The 18,077-nt window shown below is 50.4% G+C and carries 18 protein-coding genes; 17 read left to right on the top strand and 1 reads right to left on the bottom strand.

The features are described 5' to 3' along the window. Positions 1 to 123 precede the first annotated feature (123 nt). The 16 genes from araB (at position 124) to KNO71_RS00175 (ending at position 17,004) form a co-directional block, all read left to right on the top strand. Positions 124 to 1,821 carry a ribulokinase gene (gene araB / locus KNO71_RS00250; protein WP_214684154.1) on the top strand — a complete coding sequence of 566 codons (1,698 nt, stop codon included), beginning with the start codon at positions 124 to 126 and terminating at the stop codon, positions 1,819 to 1,821. Then, the gene (gene araD, locus KNO71_RS00245) at positions 1,815 to 2,513 is read left to right on the top strand and encodes an L-ribulose-5-phosphate 4-epimerase (protein WP_031423581.1); all 699 of its coding nucleotides are present in this window, start codon (positions 1,815 to 1,817) and stop codon (positions 2,511 to 2,513) included. Before araB ends, araD begins: the two co-directional genes overlap by 7 nt. A 34-nt stretch (positions 2,514 to 2,547) precedes the next feature. Next, positions 2,548 to 4,035, top strand: a complete 1,488-nt coding sequence (gene araA, locus KNO71_RS00240) for an L-arabinose isomerase (RefSeq protein ID WP_214684155.1) — start codon at positions 2,548 to 2,550, stop codon at positions 4,033 to 4,035. 44 nt (positions 4,036 to 4,079) lie between these two features. Next, positions 4,080 to 5,603 (top strand): alpha-N-arabinofuranosidase, encoded by a 1,524-nt coding sequence (locus KNO71_RS00235; protein WP_214686852.1) that lies wholly within the window; start codon positions 4,080 to 4,082, stop codon positions 5,601 to 5,603. A gap of 1 nt (position 5,604) precedes the next feature. Continuing rightward, complete coding sequence (locus tag KNO71_RS00230) at positions 5,605 to 5,844, top strand: DUF6171 family protein (protein ID WP_143404767.1); 240 nt, start codon at positions 5,605 to 5,607, stop codon at positions 5,842 to 5,844. A 15-nt stretch (positions 5,845 to 5,859) separates the two neighbouring features. Beyond that, on the top strand, positions 5,860 to 6,864 hold the full coding sequence (locus KNO71_RS00225; RefSeq protein ID WP_214684157.1) for an aldose epimerase family protein: 1,005 nt from the start codon (positions 5,860 to 5,862) through the stop codon (positions 6,862 to 6,864). Continuing rightward, a complete protein-coding gene (locus KNO71_RS00220) occupies positions 6,861 to 8,030 on the top strand; it encodes a sn-glycerol-1-phosphate dehydrogenase (RefSeq protein ID WP_214684159.1) in 1,170 nt (389 codons plus the stop codon). The genes KNO71_RS00225 and KNO71_RS00220 overlap by 4 nt, the downstream gene beginning before the upstream one ends. Further along, positions 8,027 to 8,974: a glycoside hydrolase family 43 protein gene (locus KNO71_RS00215; RefSeq protein ID WP_214684161.1), complete on the top strand. Its 948-nt coding sequence runs from the start codon at positions 8,027 to 8,029 to the stop codon at positions 8,972 to 8,974. The genes KNO71_RS00220 and KNO71_RS00215 overlap by 4 nt, the downstream gene beginning before the upstream one ends. Beyond that, positions 8,971 to 9,915 carry a glycoside hydrolase family 43 protein gene (locus KNO71_RS00210; protein ID WP_214684162.1) on the top strand — a complete coding sequence of 315 codons (945 nt, stop codon included), beginning with the start codon at positions 8,971 to 8,973 and terminating at the stop codon, positions 9,913 to 9,915. The genes KNO71_RS00215 and KNO71_RS00210 overlap by 4 nt, the downstream gene beginning before the upstream one ends. Before the next feature lie 987 nt (positions 9,916 to 10,902). After that, the gene (locus KNO71_RS00205; protein WP_029336169.1) at positions 10,903 to 11,361 is read left to right on the top strand and encodes a CopY/TcrY family copper transport repressor; all 459 of its coding nucleotides are present in this window, start codon (positions 10,903 to 10,905) and stop codon (positions 11,359 to 11,361) included. A 45-nt stretch (positions 11,362 to 11,406) separates the two neighbouring features. After that, complete coding sequence (locus KNO71_RS00200; RefSeq protein ID WP_029336168.1) at positions 11,407 to 11,622, top strand: heavy-metal-associated domain-containing protein; 216 nt, start codon at positions 11,407 to 11,409, stop codon at positions 11,620 to 11,622. Between the two features lie 18 nt (positions 11,623 to 11,640). Next, entirely contained in the window at positions 11,641 to 14,100 is a 2,460-nt protein-coding gene (locus KNO71_RS00195) for a heavy metal translocating P-type ATPase (protein WP_214686851.1), read from the top strand. Between the two features lie 14 nt (positions 14,101 to 14,114). Continuing rightward, positions 14,115 to 14,390: a glutaredoxin family protein gene (locus tag KNO71_RS00190; protein WP_029595503.1), complete on the top strand. Its 276-nt coding sequence runs from the start codon at positions 14,115 to 14,117 to the stop codon at positions 14,388 to 14,390. A gap of 142 nt (positions 14,391 to 14,532) precedes the next feature. Continuing rightward, positions 14,533 to 14,775 carry a heavy-metal-associated domain-containing protein gene (locus KNO71_RS00185; RefSeq protein ID WP_214686850.1) on the top strand — a complete coding sequence of 81 codons (243 nt, stop codon included), beginning with the start codon at positions 14,533 to 14,535 and terminating at the stop codon, positions 14,773 to 14,775. Positions 14,776 to 14,825: 50 nt separating this feature from the next. Further along, positions 14,826 to 15,503: a hypothetical protein gene (locus tag KNO71_RS00180; protein ID WP_236355812.1), complete on the top strand. Its 678-nt coding sequence runs from the start codon at positions 14,826 to 14,828 to the stop codon at positions 15,501 to 15,503. A 79-nt stretch (positions 15,504 to 15,582) separates the two neighbouring features. Then, positions 15,583 to 17,004 carry an MATE family efflux transporter gene (locus KNO71_RS00175; protein WP_211779491.1) on the top strand — a complete coding sequence of 474 codons (1,422 nt, stop codon included), beginning with the start codon at positions 15,583 to 15,585 and terminating at the stop codon, positions 17,002 to 17,004. Between the two features lie 227 nt (positions 17,005 to 17,231). Here the strand turns inward: KNO71_RS00175 and KNO71_RS17575 are convergent, their stop codons facing one another. Beyond that, positions 17,232 to 17,459 carry a PRD domain-containing protein gene (locus KNO71_RS17575; RefSeq protein ID WP_270810937.1) on the bottom strand — a complete coding sequence of 76 codons (228 nt, stop codon included), beginning with the start codon at positions 17,457 to 17,459 and terminating at the stop codon, positions 17,232 to 17,234. Between the two features lie 60 nt (positions 17,460 to 17,519). On the opposite strand from KNO71_RS17575, the gene KNO71_RS00165 reads away from it, so the two are divergent. Next, complete coding sequence (locus KNO71_RS00165) at positions 17,520 to 17,747, top strand: Lrp/AsnC ligand binding domain-containing protein (protein WP_214686849.1); 228 nt, start codon at positions 17,520 to 17,522, stop codon at positions 17,745 to 17,747. The last annotated feature ends 330 nt before the right edge of the window (positions 17,748 to 18,077 follow it).

Genomic DNA, 18,077 nt, shown 5'->3' with positions numbered 1-18,077 from the left:
TTTTTGTTTTCTGTACGAATCAGACATGTTATTTGAATAGTTGTACGGATGAAAATACAAGAGTGCCCACACACTTTATTTTTTTCATCCTATATGTAAGCGCATTCTTTTGGAGGTAGGGTGATGAATATGGCCAACTATACAATCGGCGTCGACTACGGGACGCAATCAGGACGTGCGGTCCTCGTCGACGTAGCGACAGGTCGAGAAGTGGCGACCGCGGTCAAACCGTACACACATGGCGTCATGGATGAATATTTACCGGACGGGGTGACCCGTCTCGAGCATGATTGGGCACTCCAACATCCGCAAGACTATTTAGAAGTATTAGAACTTACGATCCCGGCCGTCGTGAAAGAGGCGGGGATCATGCCGGACCAAGTTGTTGGACTCGGCATCGATTTCACAGCCTGCACGATCTTACCGATTGACGAACACTTGAACCCGCTTTGTTTCCATGAGGAGCATCAACAAAACCCGCACAGCTACGTGAAGCTTTGGAAGCACCACGCCGCGCAAGACGAGGCGGACGAGTTGAACCGCATCGCAGCGGAGCGGGGCGAAGACTTCTTGAAACGCTATGGCGGGAAAATCTCATCGGAGTGGATGATCCCGAAAGTGTGGCAAATCCTGAACGAAGCACCAGCGATCTATGAAGCGGCGGACCAGATTCTAGAAGCGACGGATTGGGTCGTCTCTCAGATGACAGGTCGCGTCGTTCGGAACAGTTGCACAGCTGGATATAAAGCCATTTGGCATAAACAAGACGGCTACCCGTCAAACGAGTTCTTTAAAGCGCTCGATCCGCGGCTAGAGAACGTTGTCGAAGAGAAACTAACGCGCGACATCGCACCAATCGGGTCCAAGGCGGGTGAACTGACAGAGGCGTTCGCCGCGCGAATCGGACTCCTTCCAGGCACGGCCGTCGCGGTCGCGAACGTCGACGCCCACGTGGCGGTACCGGCTGTCGGAATCGCCGAACCGGGCAAGATGCTGATGGTCATGGGCACATCGACGTGCCATATCCTACTCGGTAAAGACGAACAAGTCGTCCCAGGCATGTGCGGTGTCGTCGAAGACGGTGTCATCCCAGGATTGATGGGCTATGAAGCTGGCCAATCGTGTGTCGGGGACCATTTTGAATGGTTCACCGAGACGTGTGTCCCAGGACATTACGTCGAAGAGGCCGCCTTGAAAGGTATCGGCATCCATCAGTTGTTGACGGAGAAAGCAGCCCGTCAACGTGTCGGGGAGAGCGGTCTCATCGCCCTCGACTGGTGGAACGGGAACCGATCGACGCTCGTCGATACGAATTTGACGGGTGCCCTACTCGGAGCGACATTGCTCACGAAACCAGAAGACATTTACCGGGCGTTGATTGAAGCGACGGCGTATGGGACACGGACGATTGTGGAAGCGTTCCGGAACAGCGGTGTTCCTGTGCATGAAGTATATGCAGCCGGCGGAATCGCCGAGAAGAACGCCCTCATGATGCAAATCTATGCGGACGTGTTGAACATGGAAATCAAAATCTCCGCCTCCTCGCAAACGCCTGCCCTCGGGTCGGCCATGTTCGGGGCGGTGGCGGCCGGTGCGGAGCGAGGCGGTTACGCCACGATCACGGAAGCGGCAGCGAAGATGGGCCGTGTCAAAGAAGAGACGTACAAGCCGATTCCGGAAAACGTCGCGACGTATGATGCTCTGTTCGCCGAATACACGAAACTATACGACTACTTCGGTCGCGGTGAAAACGATGTGATGAAACGCTTGAAAAAAATCAAAGCCGAAGCATCACGCGTGAAGGAGGAACCGGTATGGTAAGCCGTCATTTGAAGGAAGCCGTGCTCGAAGCGAACTTGGCCCTCCCGCAACACGGCTTGGTCACCTTCACATGGGGCAACGTCAGTGGCATCGACCGGAACGCCGGATTGGTCGTCATCAAGCCGAGCGGTGTCCCTTACGAACGATTGACCGTGGAAGACATGGTCGTCGTCGATTTGGAAGGTAACGTCGTCGAAGGCGAGCTTCGCCCCTCATCAGACACACCGACCCATCTCGCGCTCTATCGGTCTCTCCCTGAGATTGGCGGGGTCGTGCATACCCATTCGCCATGGGCGACGAGCTGGGCACAGGCGAAGCGGGCGATCCCGGCGTTCGGAACGACACACGCCGATTACTTTTATGGCGAGATTCCGTGCACTCGAGAATTGACAGACGAAGAGATCGCAACGGCGTATGAGCTCGAGACCGGCCACGTCATTTTAGAGACGCTTGACGAGTTAATGCTCGAAGCAGTCGCCGTACCGGGCGTGCTCGTGGCCAATCACGCACCGTTCTGCTGGGGCAAAGACGCGAATGAGGCGGTCCACAATGCGGTCGTCCTCGAAGAAGTCGCGAAGATGGGACTTCACGCCTTGAACTTGAACCCTGGCCTGACACCGATTAAACAGAGCATCTTAGATAAACACTATTTGCGAAAACATGGGGCGAACGCATACTACGGCCAAAAATGACCGGAACTTCGCCCTCACATTAGGGGGACTTTGGATGTTGACAGCAAAAACATATGAATTTTGGTTCGTGACAGGAAGCCAAATGCTTTACGGCGAAGACGTGCTTCGTCAAGTGGAGGATCATTCAAAAGAGATGGTGGCTGGACTTGATGCGGCCGACGTCTTCAGCGACCGGATCGTCTTCAAGGGAGTCGTCAAAAATGCAGAAGAAATCCGTCAGATGATGCTTCAGGCGAATGCGGACGACTCATGTGCGGGCGTGATCACCTGGATGCACACGTTTTCGCCATCGAAGATGTGGATCAGTGGCATGCGCGTCCTACAAAAACCGTTGCTCCATTTCGGTACACAGTTCAATCGCGACATCCCTTGGGATGCGATCGATATGGACTTCATGAACTTGAACCAATCGGCGCACGGCGACCGGGAACACGGATTTATCACGAGCCGGATGAACGTCAAACGCAAAGTGCTTGTCGGGCACTGGGAAGACGAGACGACACGCGGCAAGATGGCGAGCTGGATGAAAGTCGCTCATGCGTTGGCCGAAAGCAAAGTGTTAAAAGTGGCTCGTTTCGGTGACAACATGCGCAACGTCGCCGTGACGGAAGGCGATAAAGTCGAAGCGCAGATTCGCCTCGGTTGGACGGTGGACGGATATGGTGTCGGTGATCTTGTCGCATATATGGACGCCGTGACCGACACAGATCTCGATGCGCTGATGGACGAATACGCGTCTCGTTACGAACTGACGAATAAAGGGATGGCGGAAGAGGAGTTCCTTGATTCGGTCCGTTACCAAGGCCAGATTGAACTCGGTATGAAAGCCTTCCTCGAGGCAGGAGGATATACCGCCTTCACGACGACGTTTGAAGACTTGCACGGCATGAAGCAGTTACCGGGTCTCGCCGTCCAACGCTTGATGGAGCAAGGCTATGGCTTTGCCGGAGAAGGTGACTGGAAAACGGCAGCATTGGTCCGTCTCATGAAAATCATGTCGAACAACGAGCGGACCTCGTTCATGGAAGATTACACGTACCACTTCGAGCCGGGCAACGAGATGGTGCTCGGCGCTCACATGTTGGAGATTTGTCCGACGATTGCGGCCGATCAACCAAGAATCGAAGTCCATCCGCTCGGTATCGGCGACCGGGAAGCACCGGCCCGGATCGTCTTTGAAGGACAGAGCGGCAAGGCGTTGAACGCGAGTATCATCGATCTCGGCCATCGCTTCCGTCTCCTCGTCAACACGGTCGAAGGCATTCAGCCGGAAGAGGCGATGCCGAACTTGCCGGTCGCACGCGTTCTTTGGAAAACAGAACCTTCGATGGCGCAAGCGGTCGAAAACTGGATTCAAGCCGGTGGGGCGCACCACACCTGCTATTCGTATGAAGTGACGACCGACCAACTACGGGACTTCGCGGAAATGCTCGACGTTGAAATCGCTGTCATCGATGCCAAGACGGAGACGGTCCAATTTAACAACGAACTACGTTGGAATGAACTTTACTATCGACCATAATCTAAAGGGCCACTTCGTTGGCCCTTCTTCATGGAGGAGATACAATGAACAACCAACTCATCAAACCGACGCACGTGACGACAGGGACGACACAGCTCATCGTCAATGCCGACTTAACCAAAGGGACGATCAGCAAGCACATTTATGGTCATTTCGCCGAGCATTTAGGTCGTTGTATTTATGAAGGGCTCTGGGTCGGTCCTGAGTCGCCGATTCCAAACACGGATGGCATTCGCAACGACGTGCTCGCCGCCTTGAAGAAATTGAACATCCCGGTCCTCCGTTGGCCGGGCGGCTGTTTTGCCGACGAGTACCACTGGAAGGACGGGGTCGGTCCGAACGAGAACCGAAAACGGATGGTCAACACGCATTGGGGCGGGGTCGTCGAAAACAACCACTTCGGTACGCATGAATTCATGCGCCTCTGTGAGCTGCTCGAGTGTGAACCGTACATCTGTGGGAACGTCGGAAGCGGAACGGTGCAAGAAATGTCGGAATGGGTGGAGTACATGACGTTCGGTGGCGAGTCACCGATGTCGAACTGGCGACAAGAGAACGGCCGGACCGAGCCGTGGGAACTCACGTACTTTGGCGTCGGGAATGAGAACTGGGGCTGCGGCGGTAACATGCGCCCTGAATATTACGCGGACCTGTATCGCCGCTACCAGACGTACGTCCGCAACTACGACGGCAATAAACTCTATAAAATCGCCGGTGGGGCGAACATTGACGACTATAAATGGACAGAGGTCCTGATGCGGGAAGCAGGGACGATGATGGACGGGCTCAGCCTCCATTACTACACGATCCCAGGTGACTTCTGGTTGGGCAAAGGCTCGGCTCTCGATTTCACGGAGGACGAATGGTTCATCACGTTGAAGCGCGCCCTCCATATGGACGAGTTGATCACGAAACACGGCCAGATCATGGACCAGTATGACCCAGAAAAACGTGTCGGCTTGATCGTCGACGAGTGGGGCACGTGGTTCGATGTGGAGCCGGGGACGAACCCAGGTTTCTTGTATCAACAAAACTCGATTCGGGATGCACTCGTGGCTGCGGTCCACTTCAACATCTTCCATAACCATAACGACCGCGTTCAGATGGCGAACATCGCTCAAATGGTCAACGTGTTGCAGGCGATGATTTTGACAGAAGGAGACCGATTCATCCTCACGCCGACATACCATGTGTTCGAGATGTACAGCGTCCACCAAGACGCCGAACGCGTCGAACTCGCCGCGCACACACGTAACTATGTGGCCAAAGATGAAGCCATCCCGGCCGTGAACGCCACCGCTTCGCGAAATGCGGAAGGTGTGCTCCACATCAGCCTCTGCCAACTCGACCACGAGCAAGGCGATACGGTCGAAATCGATTTACGGGGAATCGGCGCCATCTCTGTCGTGTCGGCCCGGATTTTAACGGCAGACCATTTGAACGCCCACAATACGTTCGAACAACCTGACCTCGTCTCACCACGGGACCATGACGTGACCGTCACGGAAGACGGCAAGCTCGTCCTCGACGTGCCAGCGATGAGCGTCATCACCATCGCGGTCCGCTGAGATGACAGTGGCGAAGACGCGGCGATGTCGGACCTGTCCACCGCAAACGACAGATCATGACTGGCTGTTGACCATCGATGCGGAAGTCATGGAGCAGGTGTCGGATACGGAATATGAGGCACGCCTCACCCATTGCGCGGCTTGCCCGTTCCAGCAACAAGATACTTGCTTGAAATGTGGGTGTTACGTCTCATATCGGGCACGACTCGCGACGAAGCACTGCCCAGTGAACGTTTGGTAAAAAGGAGTGGATGTCATGAAGCGGCAACTAGAAACAGCGATTGACGAGTCGACAATCACGCTCGAGAACGATGTGTATCGATTGAACATATTGACTTACGGAGCGACGTTGCAAGAATTTTCGATTCAGGATGACGGCTGGAAAAATATCGTCTTGTCGTACGACACAGTCGAGGCGTACATGCAGGACACGTATTATTTGGGTGCGACGATCGGACGGGTCGCCGGACGGATCGACCAGAGTACGTTCGACCTGGATGGCGTGACGTATCACGTGCCTGCGAATGAAGGTGTCCATCACCTTCATGGCGGAAAAGGGTTGAACCGTCGCGTCTGGACGGTCGAACAGAGGACGTCCGACCGTGTGACGCTTCATTGCGTCAGTCCGGACGGAGAGAACGGATATCCCGGGACACTCGATGTCCGCGCCACGTTCGAACTGGCCGACCACGGCGTCACCATCACATACGAGGCGACCTCTGATCAAGATACGGTGTGTGATTTGACGAACCATACGTATTTCAACTTGAGCGGAGGTGAGCGGGACATCTTGAACCATGAGCTTACGTTGTCCGCCGACACGTTCGCTGAGCTGCGGGATGATTTGATTCCGACGGGTCGCTTGCTTGAAGTCGATCAGACAGCGTTTGATTTCCGGTCTGGTCGTGTCTTGGCGGACGGTCTCGAGTCAACCCATCCACAAAACGAATTGGTCAACGGCTATGACCATCCGTTCGTCTTCGCGGAGCGACGGGAAGCGAGACTATATGAGCGAGAGTCACAGCGAGAGTTGACGATCTCGACGACGGCCCCGGCCATCATCCTCTATTCTGGCAATCAGATGAACGAGACGACTTCATTGCGTGAAGGGACGTCGAGACGTCACTACGGCGTCTGTCTGGAACCGCAACACCTCCCTGATGCGTTTCACCACGAAACGTTCCCGTCGATTCGCTTGAAGGCGGGAGACACGTACCGTTGGCAAACGACGTACCGCGTCGAGACAGGAGTCAGCCGATGAACCTCGAACAGATTAACGAACACGTTCAAGCTTGTGATTGCGGGAACCCCCATCACGCGATCACGATTGAACGGATGGTCGCGTCCGAACACGTCTGGGTCGAATTGGCTGCGTTCGTCCACGAAAAAGAGTGGAACCGTCTCCTCGTCGTCGCCGACATGAATACCGAGCGCGTCGGGTTTCTCCCGCTACGAGAAGCCTTGATTGATATCGGAGTTGATGTGTCGCTCGTCTCGCTTCAAGCGGATGAGCAAGGCGACGTCTTGGCGGAGGAGCGCTCGGTCGTACAAGTATTGCTTCAACAAGATAAAACCGTCGACGCGCTCATTGCGCTAGGTGCCGGCACGATTCATGACGTCACCCGGTTCTGTGCGGCCAAAACGAAAGTACCGTTCATCTCGGTGCCGACCGCGCCGTCAGTGGACGGCTTCACGTCGAAAGGGGCGCCTCTCATTGTGAGAGGCAAGAAAATCACGTACCAGCTTGTTTCTCCGATTGCGGTGTTCGTCCCGAGTCAGGTGATTCGGAAGGCGCCGGACGCGTTGATCGCGGCCGGGGTCGGCGATATGCTCGGGAAATACACGTCTTTGTTGGACTGGCGGTTCGGAGCATTTGACGGCGGTGAACCGTTTTGTCCGGGCGCCGCATCACTGACGGAACAGGCGTTACAATCGTGTGTGGACGCCTTGCCTGCCATCTATAAACGAGACGCGGACGGATTGGATCAACTGATGGAGTCGTTACTATTGTCCGGAGTCGCCATGTTGATTTTCGGTCATTCGCATCCAGCTTCCGGGGGTGAGCATCACTTGTCCCACTATTGGGAGATGGACTTCATCGCCAACCATCGTCCGGCGGTCCTCCATGGAACGAAAGTCGCCATCGCCACGATGGAACTCATCGATTCCTATAAAACAATGATGCTTGAATGGTCCGACACGCCGGGCGCGCTACGGGCGTGGGCCGAGCAGATGCCGACGCGGCAAGAGTTCGAACACATCTTCCACGCGTTACAGGCACCGCTGCGGCCGGACGAGATCGGGGTCTCCTCGCTCCTGTTGGCGAGTAGCAAGAGAGAGGCGTACCGTTTGAGAGAACGACACACACTGTTAAAACATATGAGTTTGAACCGAACAGAATCTGAGATAGGGGAGCGTTCTTTATGAGAGAGACGATCACGAATCCGCTAGTGGAACAACGAGCGGACCCATGGATCATGCGCCATACAGATGGCTATTATTACTTCACGGCCTCGTTGCCGGACTTCACGGGCATCCCGCTCCGTCGGGCGAAGACGCTTGCGGCTTTGACCGAGGCGGAAGAACGAGTCGTCTGGACCAAACGTGAGACGGGCATCATGAGTGCGAACATCTGGGCCCCGGAATTACATCATATCCAAGGGAAATGGTACCTCTATTTCGCGGCCGCGCGAGAAGATCACGTCTTCGATCATCGGATGTATGTGCTCGAGAACAGCTCGGCGAATCCGCTCGAAGGGGAATGGGTCGAAAAAGGACAGGTCCGGACTTGGTGCGAATCGTTCGCGCTTGATGCGACGACGTTCGAGCACGAGGGGCGCCTTTATTATGTGTGGGCCCAAAAAGACCCGGCCATCGATGGTAACTCGAACCTCTACATCTCGGAGATGGAGAATCCGTGGACGCTCACAGGGCAACAGACGATGATTGCGACGCCGGAGTATGACTGGGAGAAGATTGGGTTCCTCGTGAACGAGGGCCCGGCCGTCTTGAAACGGAAAGGCCACATCTACATCACGTTCTCTGCGAGTGCGACGGACCATCACTACTGCATGGGCCTTCTGCGCGCTACGGTGACGAGCGATTTATTGGACGCGGCGAGTTGGACGAAGCATCCCGAACCGGTCTTTGGAACCGATGAAGCGGCGAGTCAGTATGGACCGGGCCACAACAGTTTTACGACATTAGAAGACGGGACAGACATACTCGTCTACCACGCCCGCAACTATAAAGAAATTGTCGGGGACCCGCTTTGGGACCCGAATCGACATACGCGTGTCCAACCGTTCATTTGGGATGAAGCCGGTCCTGTGTTCGGCCGACCGATACGTGACGAGGAGGTAGTAAGATGAACCAAGTAGAGGATCGACATTTGATTTTAGAACAGCGGGCCGACCCATGGGTCTACTTGCATACGGATGGCTATTACTACTTCACGGCGTCGGTGCCTGAGTATGACTTGATTGAGTTACGCCGCGCCAAGTCGCTTCAAGCGCTTCGGACGGCGGAGCCGGTGATCGCATGGGTCAAACACGAGACAGGCCCGATGAGCGACTTGATTTGGGCTCCTGAACTGCATTACATTCACGGCAAGTGGTACCTCTATTTTGCGGCCGCGAAGTCGCGGGGCATCGTCAACGGTCTGTTCGACCACCGCATGTTCGTATTGGAGAACGAATCGGCAAATCCGCTCGAAGGGGAATGGGCCGAAAAAGGCCAAATTCAGACCGAGTGGGATTCATTCGCACTCGATGCAACCGTGTTTGATCATAAAGGGACTCACTATTTGGTGTGGGCTCAAAAAGATCCGGCCATCGAGGGGAACTCTAATTTATACATCGCCGAACTCGAAAACCCATGGACGATCAAATTGCCGCAAGTCATGCTGACGAAGCCTGAGTATGACTGGGAGACACGTGGTTTCCTCGTCAATGAGGGGGCGGCTGTATTGAAGCGAAACGGCCACATCTTCATCACGTATTCGGCGAGTGCGACCGATGAGAATTACTGCATGGGTATGTTGTGCGCCTCGGAGGACGCTGATGTGTTAAACCCGGCATCGTGGTCGAAATCGTTCCGGCCGGTGTTCCAGACGAATGCCGACGTGAATCAATTCGGACCGGGTCACAATAGCTTTACCGTGAACGAGAAGGGAGAGGATGTCCTAATTTACCATGCTCGGACGTATACGGAAATCGAAGGGGATCCCCTCTACGATCCGAACCGTCATACACGCGCACAAGTGTTCACGTGGAATGAAGAAGGGCGCCCGGAATTCGGGAAGCCGCTCTAATCAGCAACAGATGCTCACACGTTATAGGCCCCTTCTTTGATGTTATTCGCTGAATCCACTCTAACCCTAAATCAATGCGTACATTGTGCATAGTCACCAAAAATTTATGGATAGTAGACTATCGTCGTATCGCTTTGTATTGATGGAGAGTGGTTAGTTGAAACCTATCTCAACATGAGGAAAGCACCTGGTCAAGAACCGGATGCTGTACGAAATCGAAGAAGTCGTGACAGAGGAGCAAGCAGAGATTGATGAGGTGTTCGCTATTTCCTTTGTGAGCGTAAAGAGAGATAGAACTTCAATGATCGATTAGTGGATTATATTTTGTTGCTTAGTAAATTCACTTCGAAAATAAGTTGATATTTCCTCTCAATTGCCCATGAGACCGGTAATTGTTTATCGCTTAACGAAATCAATTTCTCGAATAATTGGTTGATACTTAGCGTTGAACCATAGGAGACTGAATATGTTTTTTACTTCTTGTAACATACTGAATGATGTCACCTTGGTCTCATTAGATTATTTTTTGTATACAATACATTTAGTTTCTATATTCAGATTAATTGGATGAGAGCTTTTTTGGGAGTTCAAACATTGAATGGAACTTGTAGTGTAAGAAGGGATACATTTCGTCGTCGAAATGTATCCCTTCTTACACTTTTTCATTAACCAAGGTGCCTCCATACGAAAATAGCAATCGAATTATCAAGTTGATTGTAGGAACTCAGCAACAAAACCTTAAAGGCAGCACCTACTTTGTTTTATTACATCCTACTTTTTTGATTTTAAGAAATAGGAGAGTTCGATTGAGCCACAGCACCCGAGCCCTCTGTAGAGGCATTGAAGAGTTTTCTAGACAAGAATATAGCCAATGACGACTGAATATCGAACCCGAAAACATAATGGTTGACAGCAAACGTTTACGATTGTAAACTGAAAACAAATAAAACGTTTACGATTGTAAACTTAAAATTGGAGGTTAGACAAATGGCTGAACATGTCGAAAAACAAATCACGGATTCAGAATGGGAAGTCATGCGTGTCGTTTGGGCCCAAAAGCACGTGACCAGTAAAGAAATCATCGAGGTATTGGAAAAGAAGATGAGCTGGAAGCCTGCGACGACGAAGACATTCATTGGAAGGCTCGTGAAAAAAGGGATGCTCTCAACCGAGGCCGAGGGGAAGAAATTCATCTACTCCGCGAATGTCGTTGAAGGTGACGTCATCAGAGAGACGTTACACGATCTACTCGATCATATCTGTGACAGGGATGTCGGTAACACAATCGGAACGATGATCACACAGGCGACACTGAGTGTACAGGATATCGAGAATCTCAAAAAAATCCTTGAGATGAAGGAAAGTGAAGCGGTGGAGGACATTCCATGCACCTGTACCCCGGGTCAATGCAGATGTCAGGACCATTCCTGTGGATCCAGACATTGAGTTTGAAATGATGTCATGAAGGTAGTGAATAGGAGGAGATTCAAGATGAAAAAAACGATTTTAACGATTAAAGGTATGTCATGCGCTCATTGTGTCAACAAAGTCGAGTCAGCACTTGAAGGTCTGAATGGGGTTGAAAGTGCGAAAGTCAACTTAAAGAAAGGCATTGCAAAAGTGAAGTACGATGAAACACGACTAGATGTGAATGAATTTAAAGAAGTTGTGGGCGAGGTCGGTTACGAAGTCGAATCAGCCCAATAATAATGGGGGTAAGACGATATGGAGAGTAAGACATTTGCCGTGGAAGGGATGACCTGTGCGTCCTGCGTTCAGACAGTTGAAAAAGCAACAAAAAAATTGCCTGGCGTAGTGACCTCCAACGTCAACCTAGCGACTGGGAAATTGAGCATTCATTACGATGAGACGAAAATCTCGCCGCTGGATATTCAGACGACCGTCGAGAAGGCTGGCTACAAGGCCTCAACCGAGACCGAGCAAAGATCATTTGTCATCACAGGGATGACTTGTGCCTCGTGTGTGCAGACGATTGAGAAGGCCACGAGGAAAATGGTGGGTGTGACTGAGTCGAATGTGAACTTGGCGACAGAAAAATTAGTTATTCGATATGATCCTCAGCTGGTGACTGTATCAGATGTCATCCGAGTGGTGGCAAACGCCGGATATGAGGCAAGAGAAGATCAAGAATCAGCGGATAGTCAAGATACCGAGAAAGAAAAGAAACTGAAAAAAATTCAATCGATGTGGAACCGATTTGTAGGGTCGGCGATTTTCACGATTCCATTACTCTATGTGGCGATGGGGCATATGATCGGCCTACCCCTACCGATGGCATTGCATCCAACGATGAACCCAGAATTGTTCGCTGTCTTGCAGCTCATGATGACCATCCCAGTGATGTTGTTCGGATGGAAATTCTTCTCCGTCGGATTTAAGACATTGTTCCGAGGGCATCCGAATATGGATTCACTTGTCGCCCTAGGGACGAGCGCAGCCTTCTTCTATAGCGTCGGTGCCACCATGGCTATCCTCTCAGGTTATGAGGGATACGTGAATAGCCTCTACTATGAGACAGCCGCAGTCATTCTCACGCTGATCACATTAGGTAAATATCTTGAAGTCCGGTCGATGGGTAAAACATCCGAAGCGATTGAAAAATTGATGGGACTGGCATCTAAGACGGCAAAGGTCGTCCGCAACGGACAAGAGTTAGAAGTATCAATCGACGAAGTCATCGTCGGCGACACGATTATCGTAAAGCCTGGTGAGAAGATTCCGGTGGATGGCGTGGTTCTATCAGGTAATACGTCTGTAGACGAATCCATGCTGACCGGTGAAAGTATCCCTGTTGAAAAAAATGTGGGTGCTCAAGTCATCGGTGCCAGCATCAACAAGAACGGGATCATCCAATACCGAGCCACGAAAGTCGGTAAGGATACGGCGCTATCTCAAATCATCAAATTGGTCGAGGATGCACAGGGCTCTCGAGCTCCTATCGCAAAACTGGCCGATATCATCTCCGGATACTTTGTACCGATTGTCATCGTCGTCGCGATCCTTTCAGGAATTGCATGGTATTTAGGCGGTCAGACCGGCCTCTTCGCCTTGACGATCACGATTTCAGTACTGGTCATCGCCTGCCCTTGTGCACTAGGTTTGGCCACACCAACAGCAATCATGGTGGGTACGGGCAAAGGTGCTGAGAATGGTGTGTTGATCAAGAGTGGCGGCGCCTTGGAGACGACCCATAAAGTCCAGACGATCGTGTTCGACAAGACAGGGACGATCACTGAAGGAAAACCGAAAGTGACAGATATCGTGACAGTGAATGGACATCAAGAAGATGAGTTGTTACGCTTGACCGCTTCCGCTGAAAAAGGGTCTGAACATCCATTGGGCGAAGCAATCGTAAGAGCGGCAGAGGACAGAATGATGCGTGTCATGGATATCGATCGTTTTGAAGCCATCCCAGGGCACGGGATCGAAGTACTGATCGACGGAAAAGTCTTGCTTGCCGGAAACAGAAAATTGATGAAAGACCGCGGCATCTCACTGGATGTCCTTGAAGGCGCTTCAGACAAACTCGCACACCAAGGCAAGACGCCGATGTATATCGCGATTGACCAACAAATCGCAGGGATCATCGCTGTCGCAGACACCGTCAAAGAAAACAGTCGTAAAGCCATTCAGAAACTTCAACGAATGGGTATCGAAGTAGCCATGATCACCGGAGACAACAAAGGTACGGCCATGGCGATTGCGAGACAGGTCGGGATCGATCGGGTACTGAGTGAAGTGTTACCTGAAGACAAAGCGAACGAAGTGAAGAAGTTACAGGCCGAAGGGAAGAAGGTCGCAATGGTCGGTGATGGAATCAATGACGCACCAGCCTTGGCCCAAGCAGACATCGGAATCGCGATCGGTTCGGGTACTGACGTTGCGATCGAATCTGCAGACATCGTCTTGATGCGAAGCGATTTGATGGATGTACCTACAGCTGTCGAATTGAGCAAGTCAACCATCCGCAATATTAAACAGAACCTGTTTTGGGCATTTGCCTATAATGTCATGGGTATCCCGTTTGCGATGGGGATTGTTTATCTTCTTGGTGGGCCCTTATTGAACCCGATACTTGCTGGAGCGGCCATGAGTTTAAGCTCAGTCTCGGTCCTGGTGAACGCACTCCGTTTGAAACGATTTAAGCCTTCGATGATCAAATAAAAGGAGGAATTGGGATGGATAGAGATCTACAGCTCGAACTTTACACGCGTCCGACGTGTTCAGATTGTCAGGATGCCAAAAAATACTTAAAAACAATCTCAGTCTCTTATGTGAACAAAGATGTGGGTGTGAACCTTGACCTTGAACAAGAAATGGTAGCGATATCAGGAAATCGAATCGTACCACTGTTTGTCTTCTACAAAAAAGGGATGCTCAGAAAGAGAAAAGTAGTGAAGTACTTTGTTGGCTTCGAGAACAACAAAGAGGAGATTCTAACATTGCTACGATAAGCAACGATAGCTCACTCTCAGAACCTGTTGAAAGCGTGTCGCGCAATGAGGGACACGAACATAAGGTGGCGAGGGTGTAAAAAAATCGATACTTTTACACCCTACCCATGTATGGTAATTAAATAATCAGGAGGAACATATAATGAAAAAATCAACATTTCAGGTAGCGAATATGTCTTGTGGATCTTGTATCAATAAGATTGAAGGACACGTTGGAAAGTTAGCGGGTATTGAATCAGTGAAGGTCAATCTTTCGGCGGGAGAGGTGGACGTGACGTTCGATGAAAGCCAACTCACACTTTCTGAGATTGAAACCGCAATTCAAGAGAATGGCTACGAGGTAACGGAGGCGACCGTTAAAATCGGCTGTTCTTGCTGCAAGTAATGGAGGTCGAGTGACGGTGCGATCAAGGACTACACAAAGGAGTGTTAAACGTGAAAGACCATGGACATCATCATATGAAGAACTTGACGGGAAATGAAGTGTCTGTAGAGGCTAAATATGAATTCGGGAAAATCAGTATCGAGTTAAAGGATCAACATCAGCAAGCCCCGGAACTCGAAGTCAGCCATGAAAAGGAATTCCATTTGATTCTCGTGAACGAAGACCTAACTGAGTACCGACACCTCCATCCGTTTAAAAAGGGTGAGGGTCGATTCGAGCACCCCGTCCAACTTGAGGCAGGGGCGTATAAACTCTTCGTGGATATTCAGCCTAAGGGACTGGCATATCAAGTGAAGCCGGTTCACTTACAGATTGATCATCAGTCCTCTTCCTCTATCGAATCGTCACTTAAAGTGGATGAGCGTCTGACGAAGACGATCGAAGGTCATACCGTCGAGCTGTCGATTGACTCTTTAAAAGCGCATGTCCCGACTGTCTTCAGCTATGACACCAAAGAAAGTAACCCGGAGCCATACCTTGGAGCACTTGGTCATGTCGTCATCTTGGATGAAGCCGGAGAACAGTTTATCCATGTGCATCCTTCTTCTCATGATACGACGGAATTTGAGACGGTCTTCCATAAACCTGGCCTATACAAGGTCTGGGCCGAATTCCAGTTCCATGGGACTGTGCACACCTATCCTTTCGTCATTCGTGTCTCAGATTGACCATGAGCGACCCATGGTTCCTCGTTGGGTCGCTTTCCTGTAATCGTTGTAAGCATAATTTTCGAAGGAGAGGACTCAGATGATAGAAAGTGAGCGGCTGGACACTCATGGTGATCGAAAAACCAAGATGAAATTCATCCTTCTACTCGCGTTACCAGCGATTGCCGAGAATTTTTTCCAAACGTTGCTCGGATTTGTCGATACGCTGTTCGTCTCAAGAATCGGCCTAGCAGAAGTGTCAGCGGTAGGAGTGACGAATGCCATCCTCGCCATCTACTTTGCTGTCTTTATGGCAATCGGTGTGGCAGTAAACGTTTATGTCGCCAATAACTTAGGCTCAGAACGAATCGAGCGCGCGAGACATATCGCGCAGCAGGCCATCGTCCTATCTGTCGTGGTCGGGGTGACCTTTGGGGTCGTGACGCTATTTTTCGCTGAGCCTCTCCTGAGGTTGATGGGGGTGGAGAATGACGTTTTAGAAGCTGGTAGCACCTACTTCAAAATTGTCGGGATCCCATCGATCGTGATGGCATTGATGTTTGTGCTCAGTAGTATCTTACGAGGTGCGGGAGATACAAAATCACCGATGAAGGTAAGCATCGTCATCAATGTCGTCAATATTGTGCTCGACTATATGTTGATTTTCGGTTTTTGGATCATCCCCGAACTTGGTCTCGTCGGAGCGGCACTCGCGACCGTCATCGCCCGGCTCGTCGGGACGCTCTTATTGATGAACTATATTCGTAAGACGGAAGTGATCGCCTTCAGGAAAGATTTCTGGAGACCGGATCTCGAACACCAGTTGGAGCTCGTGAACCTTGGAAGCCCGGCGGCTATCGAGCGATTGGTCATGAGAGCCGGACAGATCGTGTATTTCGGATTCATCGTGGTACTCGGGACGAACACCTTCGCCGCGCATCAAATTGCAGGGAATCTAGAGGTGTTCTCTTATATGTTGGCATATGGTTTCGCGACAGCAGCAACCATTCTCGTCGGTCGCAACATCGGAGCGGGAGACCACGAGACCGCCAAAGAATATGCCAGATTGAGCACGTTCATGGCGATGGGCTTCATGTCCTTATTCGGGGTCGTCTTATTCTTCTTCGGAGGATGGGCAGGTTCACTTTTCACCGACGATCCCCAAGTCATCAAAGACATCGATGTCGCGTTAAAAATAGCAGCGGTCTTCCAGCCTTTCCTAGCAGTTGTCCTTGTATTGACCGGTGGATTCCAAGGAGCAAACAATACGAAGTTTCCAATGTATCTGACCACGATCGGTATGTGGGTGATCCGGACTGGGGCAGTATATGTATTGGCGATTCAGATGCAGATGGGCATTGCAGGAGTGTGGATCGCCATCGGTCTAGACATCGTCTTTAAGGCGATCGTCCTTTGGATTCAATTCAGCCGAGGGCGTTGGATTGTAGTGGAATCCGAACCGCAGAAGCCCTGTCATCCCAAAACTAAGCATGAAGACGTGCGATGTATAAATAATTATTAACACTTGACTGAAATTGTAGGAAAGAGCAAAGTTGTTCTTTCCTTTTATCTTTTCTGAAAAAGTTATTAAAGGAGCCCGTCACGCCGATTTAAAGAAATCGAATCAGTGGTGAAAAACACACATATGTCATGCGGCCTATAGCTGCTCGATTATAAAAAATGGATATTTTTTTGTTCAGTATAGAAAAAACCTGGTCTTCGTCAAAAAGAACCAGGTAATTAAGAAAGTTATTGTTTATTCAAATCCATATTAGTTGTCAGTCGATGAATATGAACGGCTAGATAAGCTAGTTCCTCATTAGGAATTGTCACACCGTGCAACTGTTTAAGGTAGTCCCGTACTTTGAATGAACCATTCATGGCCTTTGGGTAGATGTTCGCAATCTGTTCAAATAGTTGATCGGATTCTTCATTCAATATTTTTCCAGCATAAAAGCGTTCAGCGAAATATTTCACATGTGTGATGAATCATGAATAACGAATATCTTCTTCATCGGTTTCAATATTGTAAGCATTATGAAAACGTCCAATCATGAGAAGTTTATTCAATTTCTAAACGAGCGCCAAGAAGTAGTGGAAGCCCATCGTGTATCAGGAGAAGGATGTTACCACCTAAAAATAAAAGTGACATCTCAGGAAGAACTGAATCTCTTTCTAAATTCGATTCTTGAATACGGGAATTATACGCTTTACTTGTCTATCAACGAAATCAAGCGGCGTCTCTCGCCAATAAAAGACGTATAAAATATATCGCTAGCTGTACAAAAGTTGATAGAGACAGTTAAACACCTTAGAAAAATCATTTAATTCTATGAAAAAGCTCAAATTCTTGTGAACTGCCCCATAAAAATTGGACATAAAAAAATCTAACTTTGGGCTAACCTAAATTTTTGAGACAATATAAAAACACCTTCGCAGTGGTCCACTTTAAAAAAGTGCTGGCATCGGAGGTGTTTTTGCGTGGGCAAAAACGTATATTCAAGTGAAGTGAAGTGAAGTGAAGTGAAGTGAAGTGAAGTGAAGTGAAGTGAAGTGAAGTGAAGTGAAGTGAAGTGAAGTGAAGTGAAGTGAAGT

The organism is Exiguobacterium sp. s163, assembly GCF_018617135.1.
GTDB lineage: Bacteria > Bacillota > Bacilli > Exiguobacteriales > Exiguobacteriaceae > Exiguobacterium > Exiguobacterium profundum.
The sequence above is the reverse complement of the archived record's forward strand: the minus strand, read 5'-3'. Positions and strand labels throughout refer to the sequence as shown.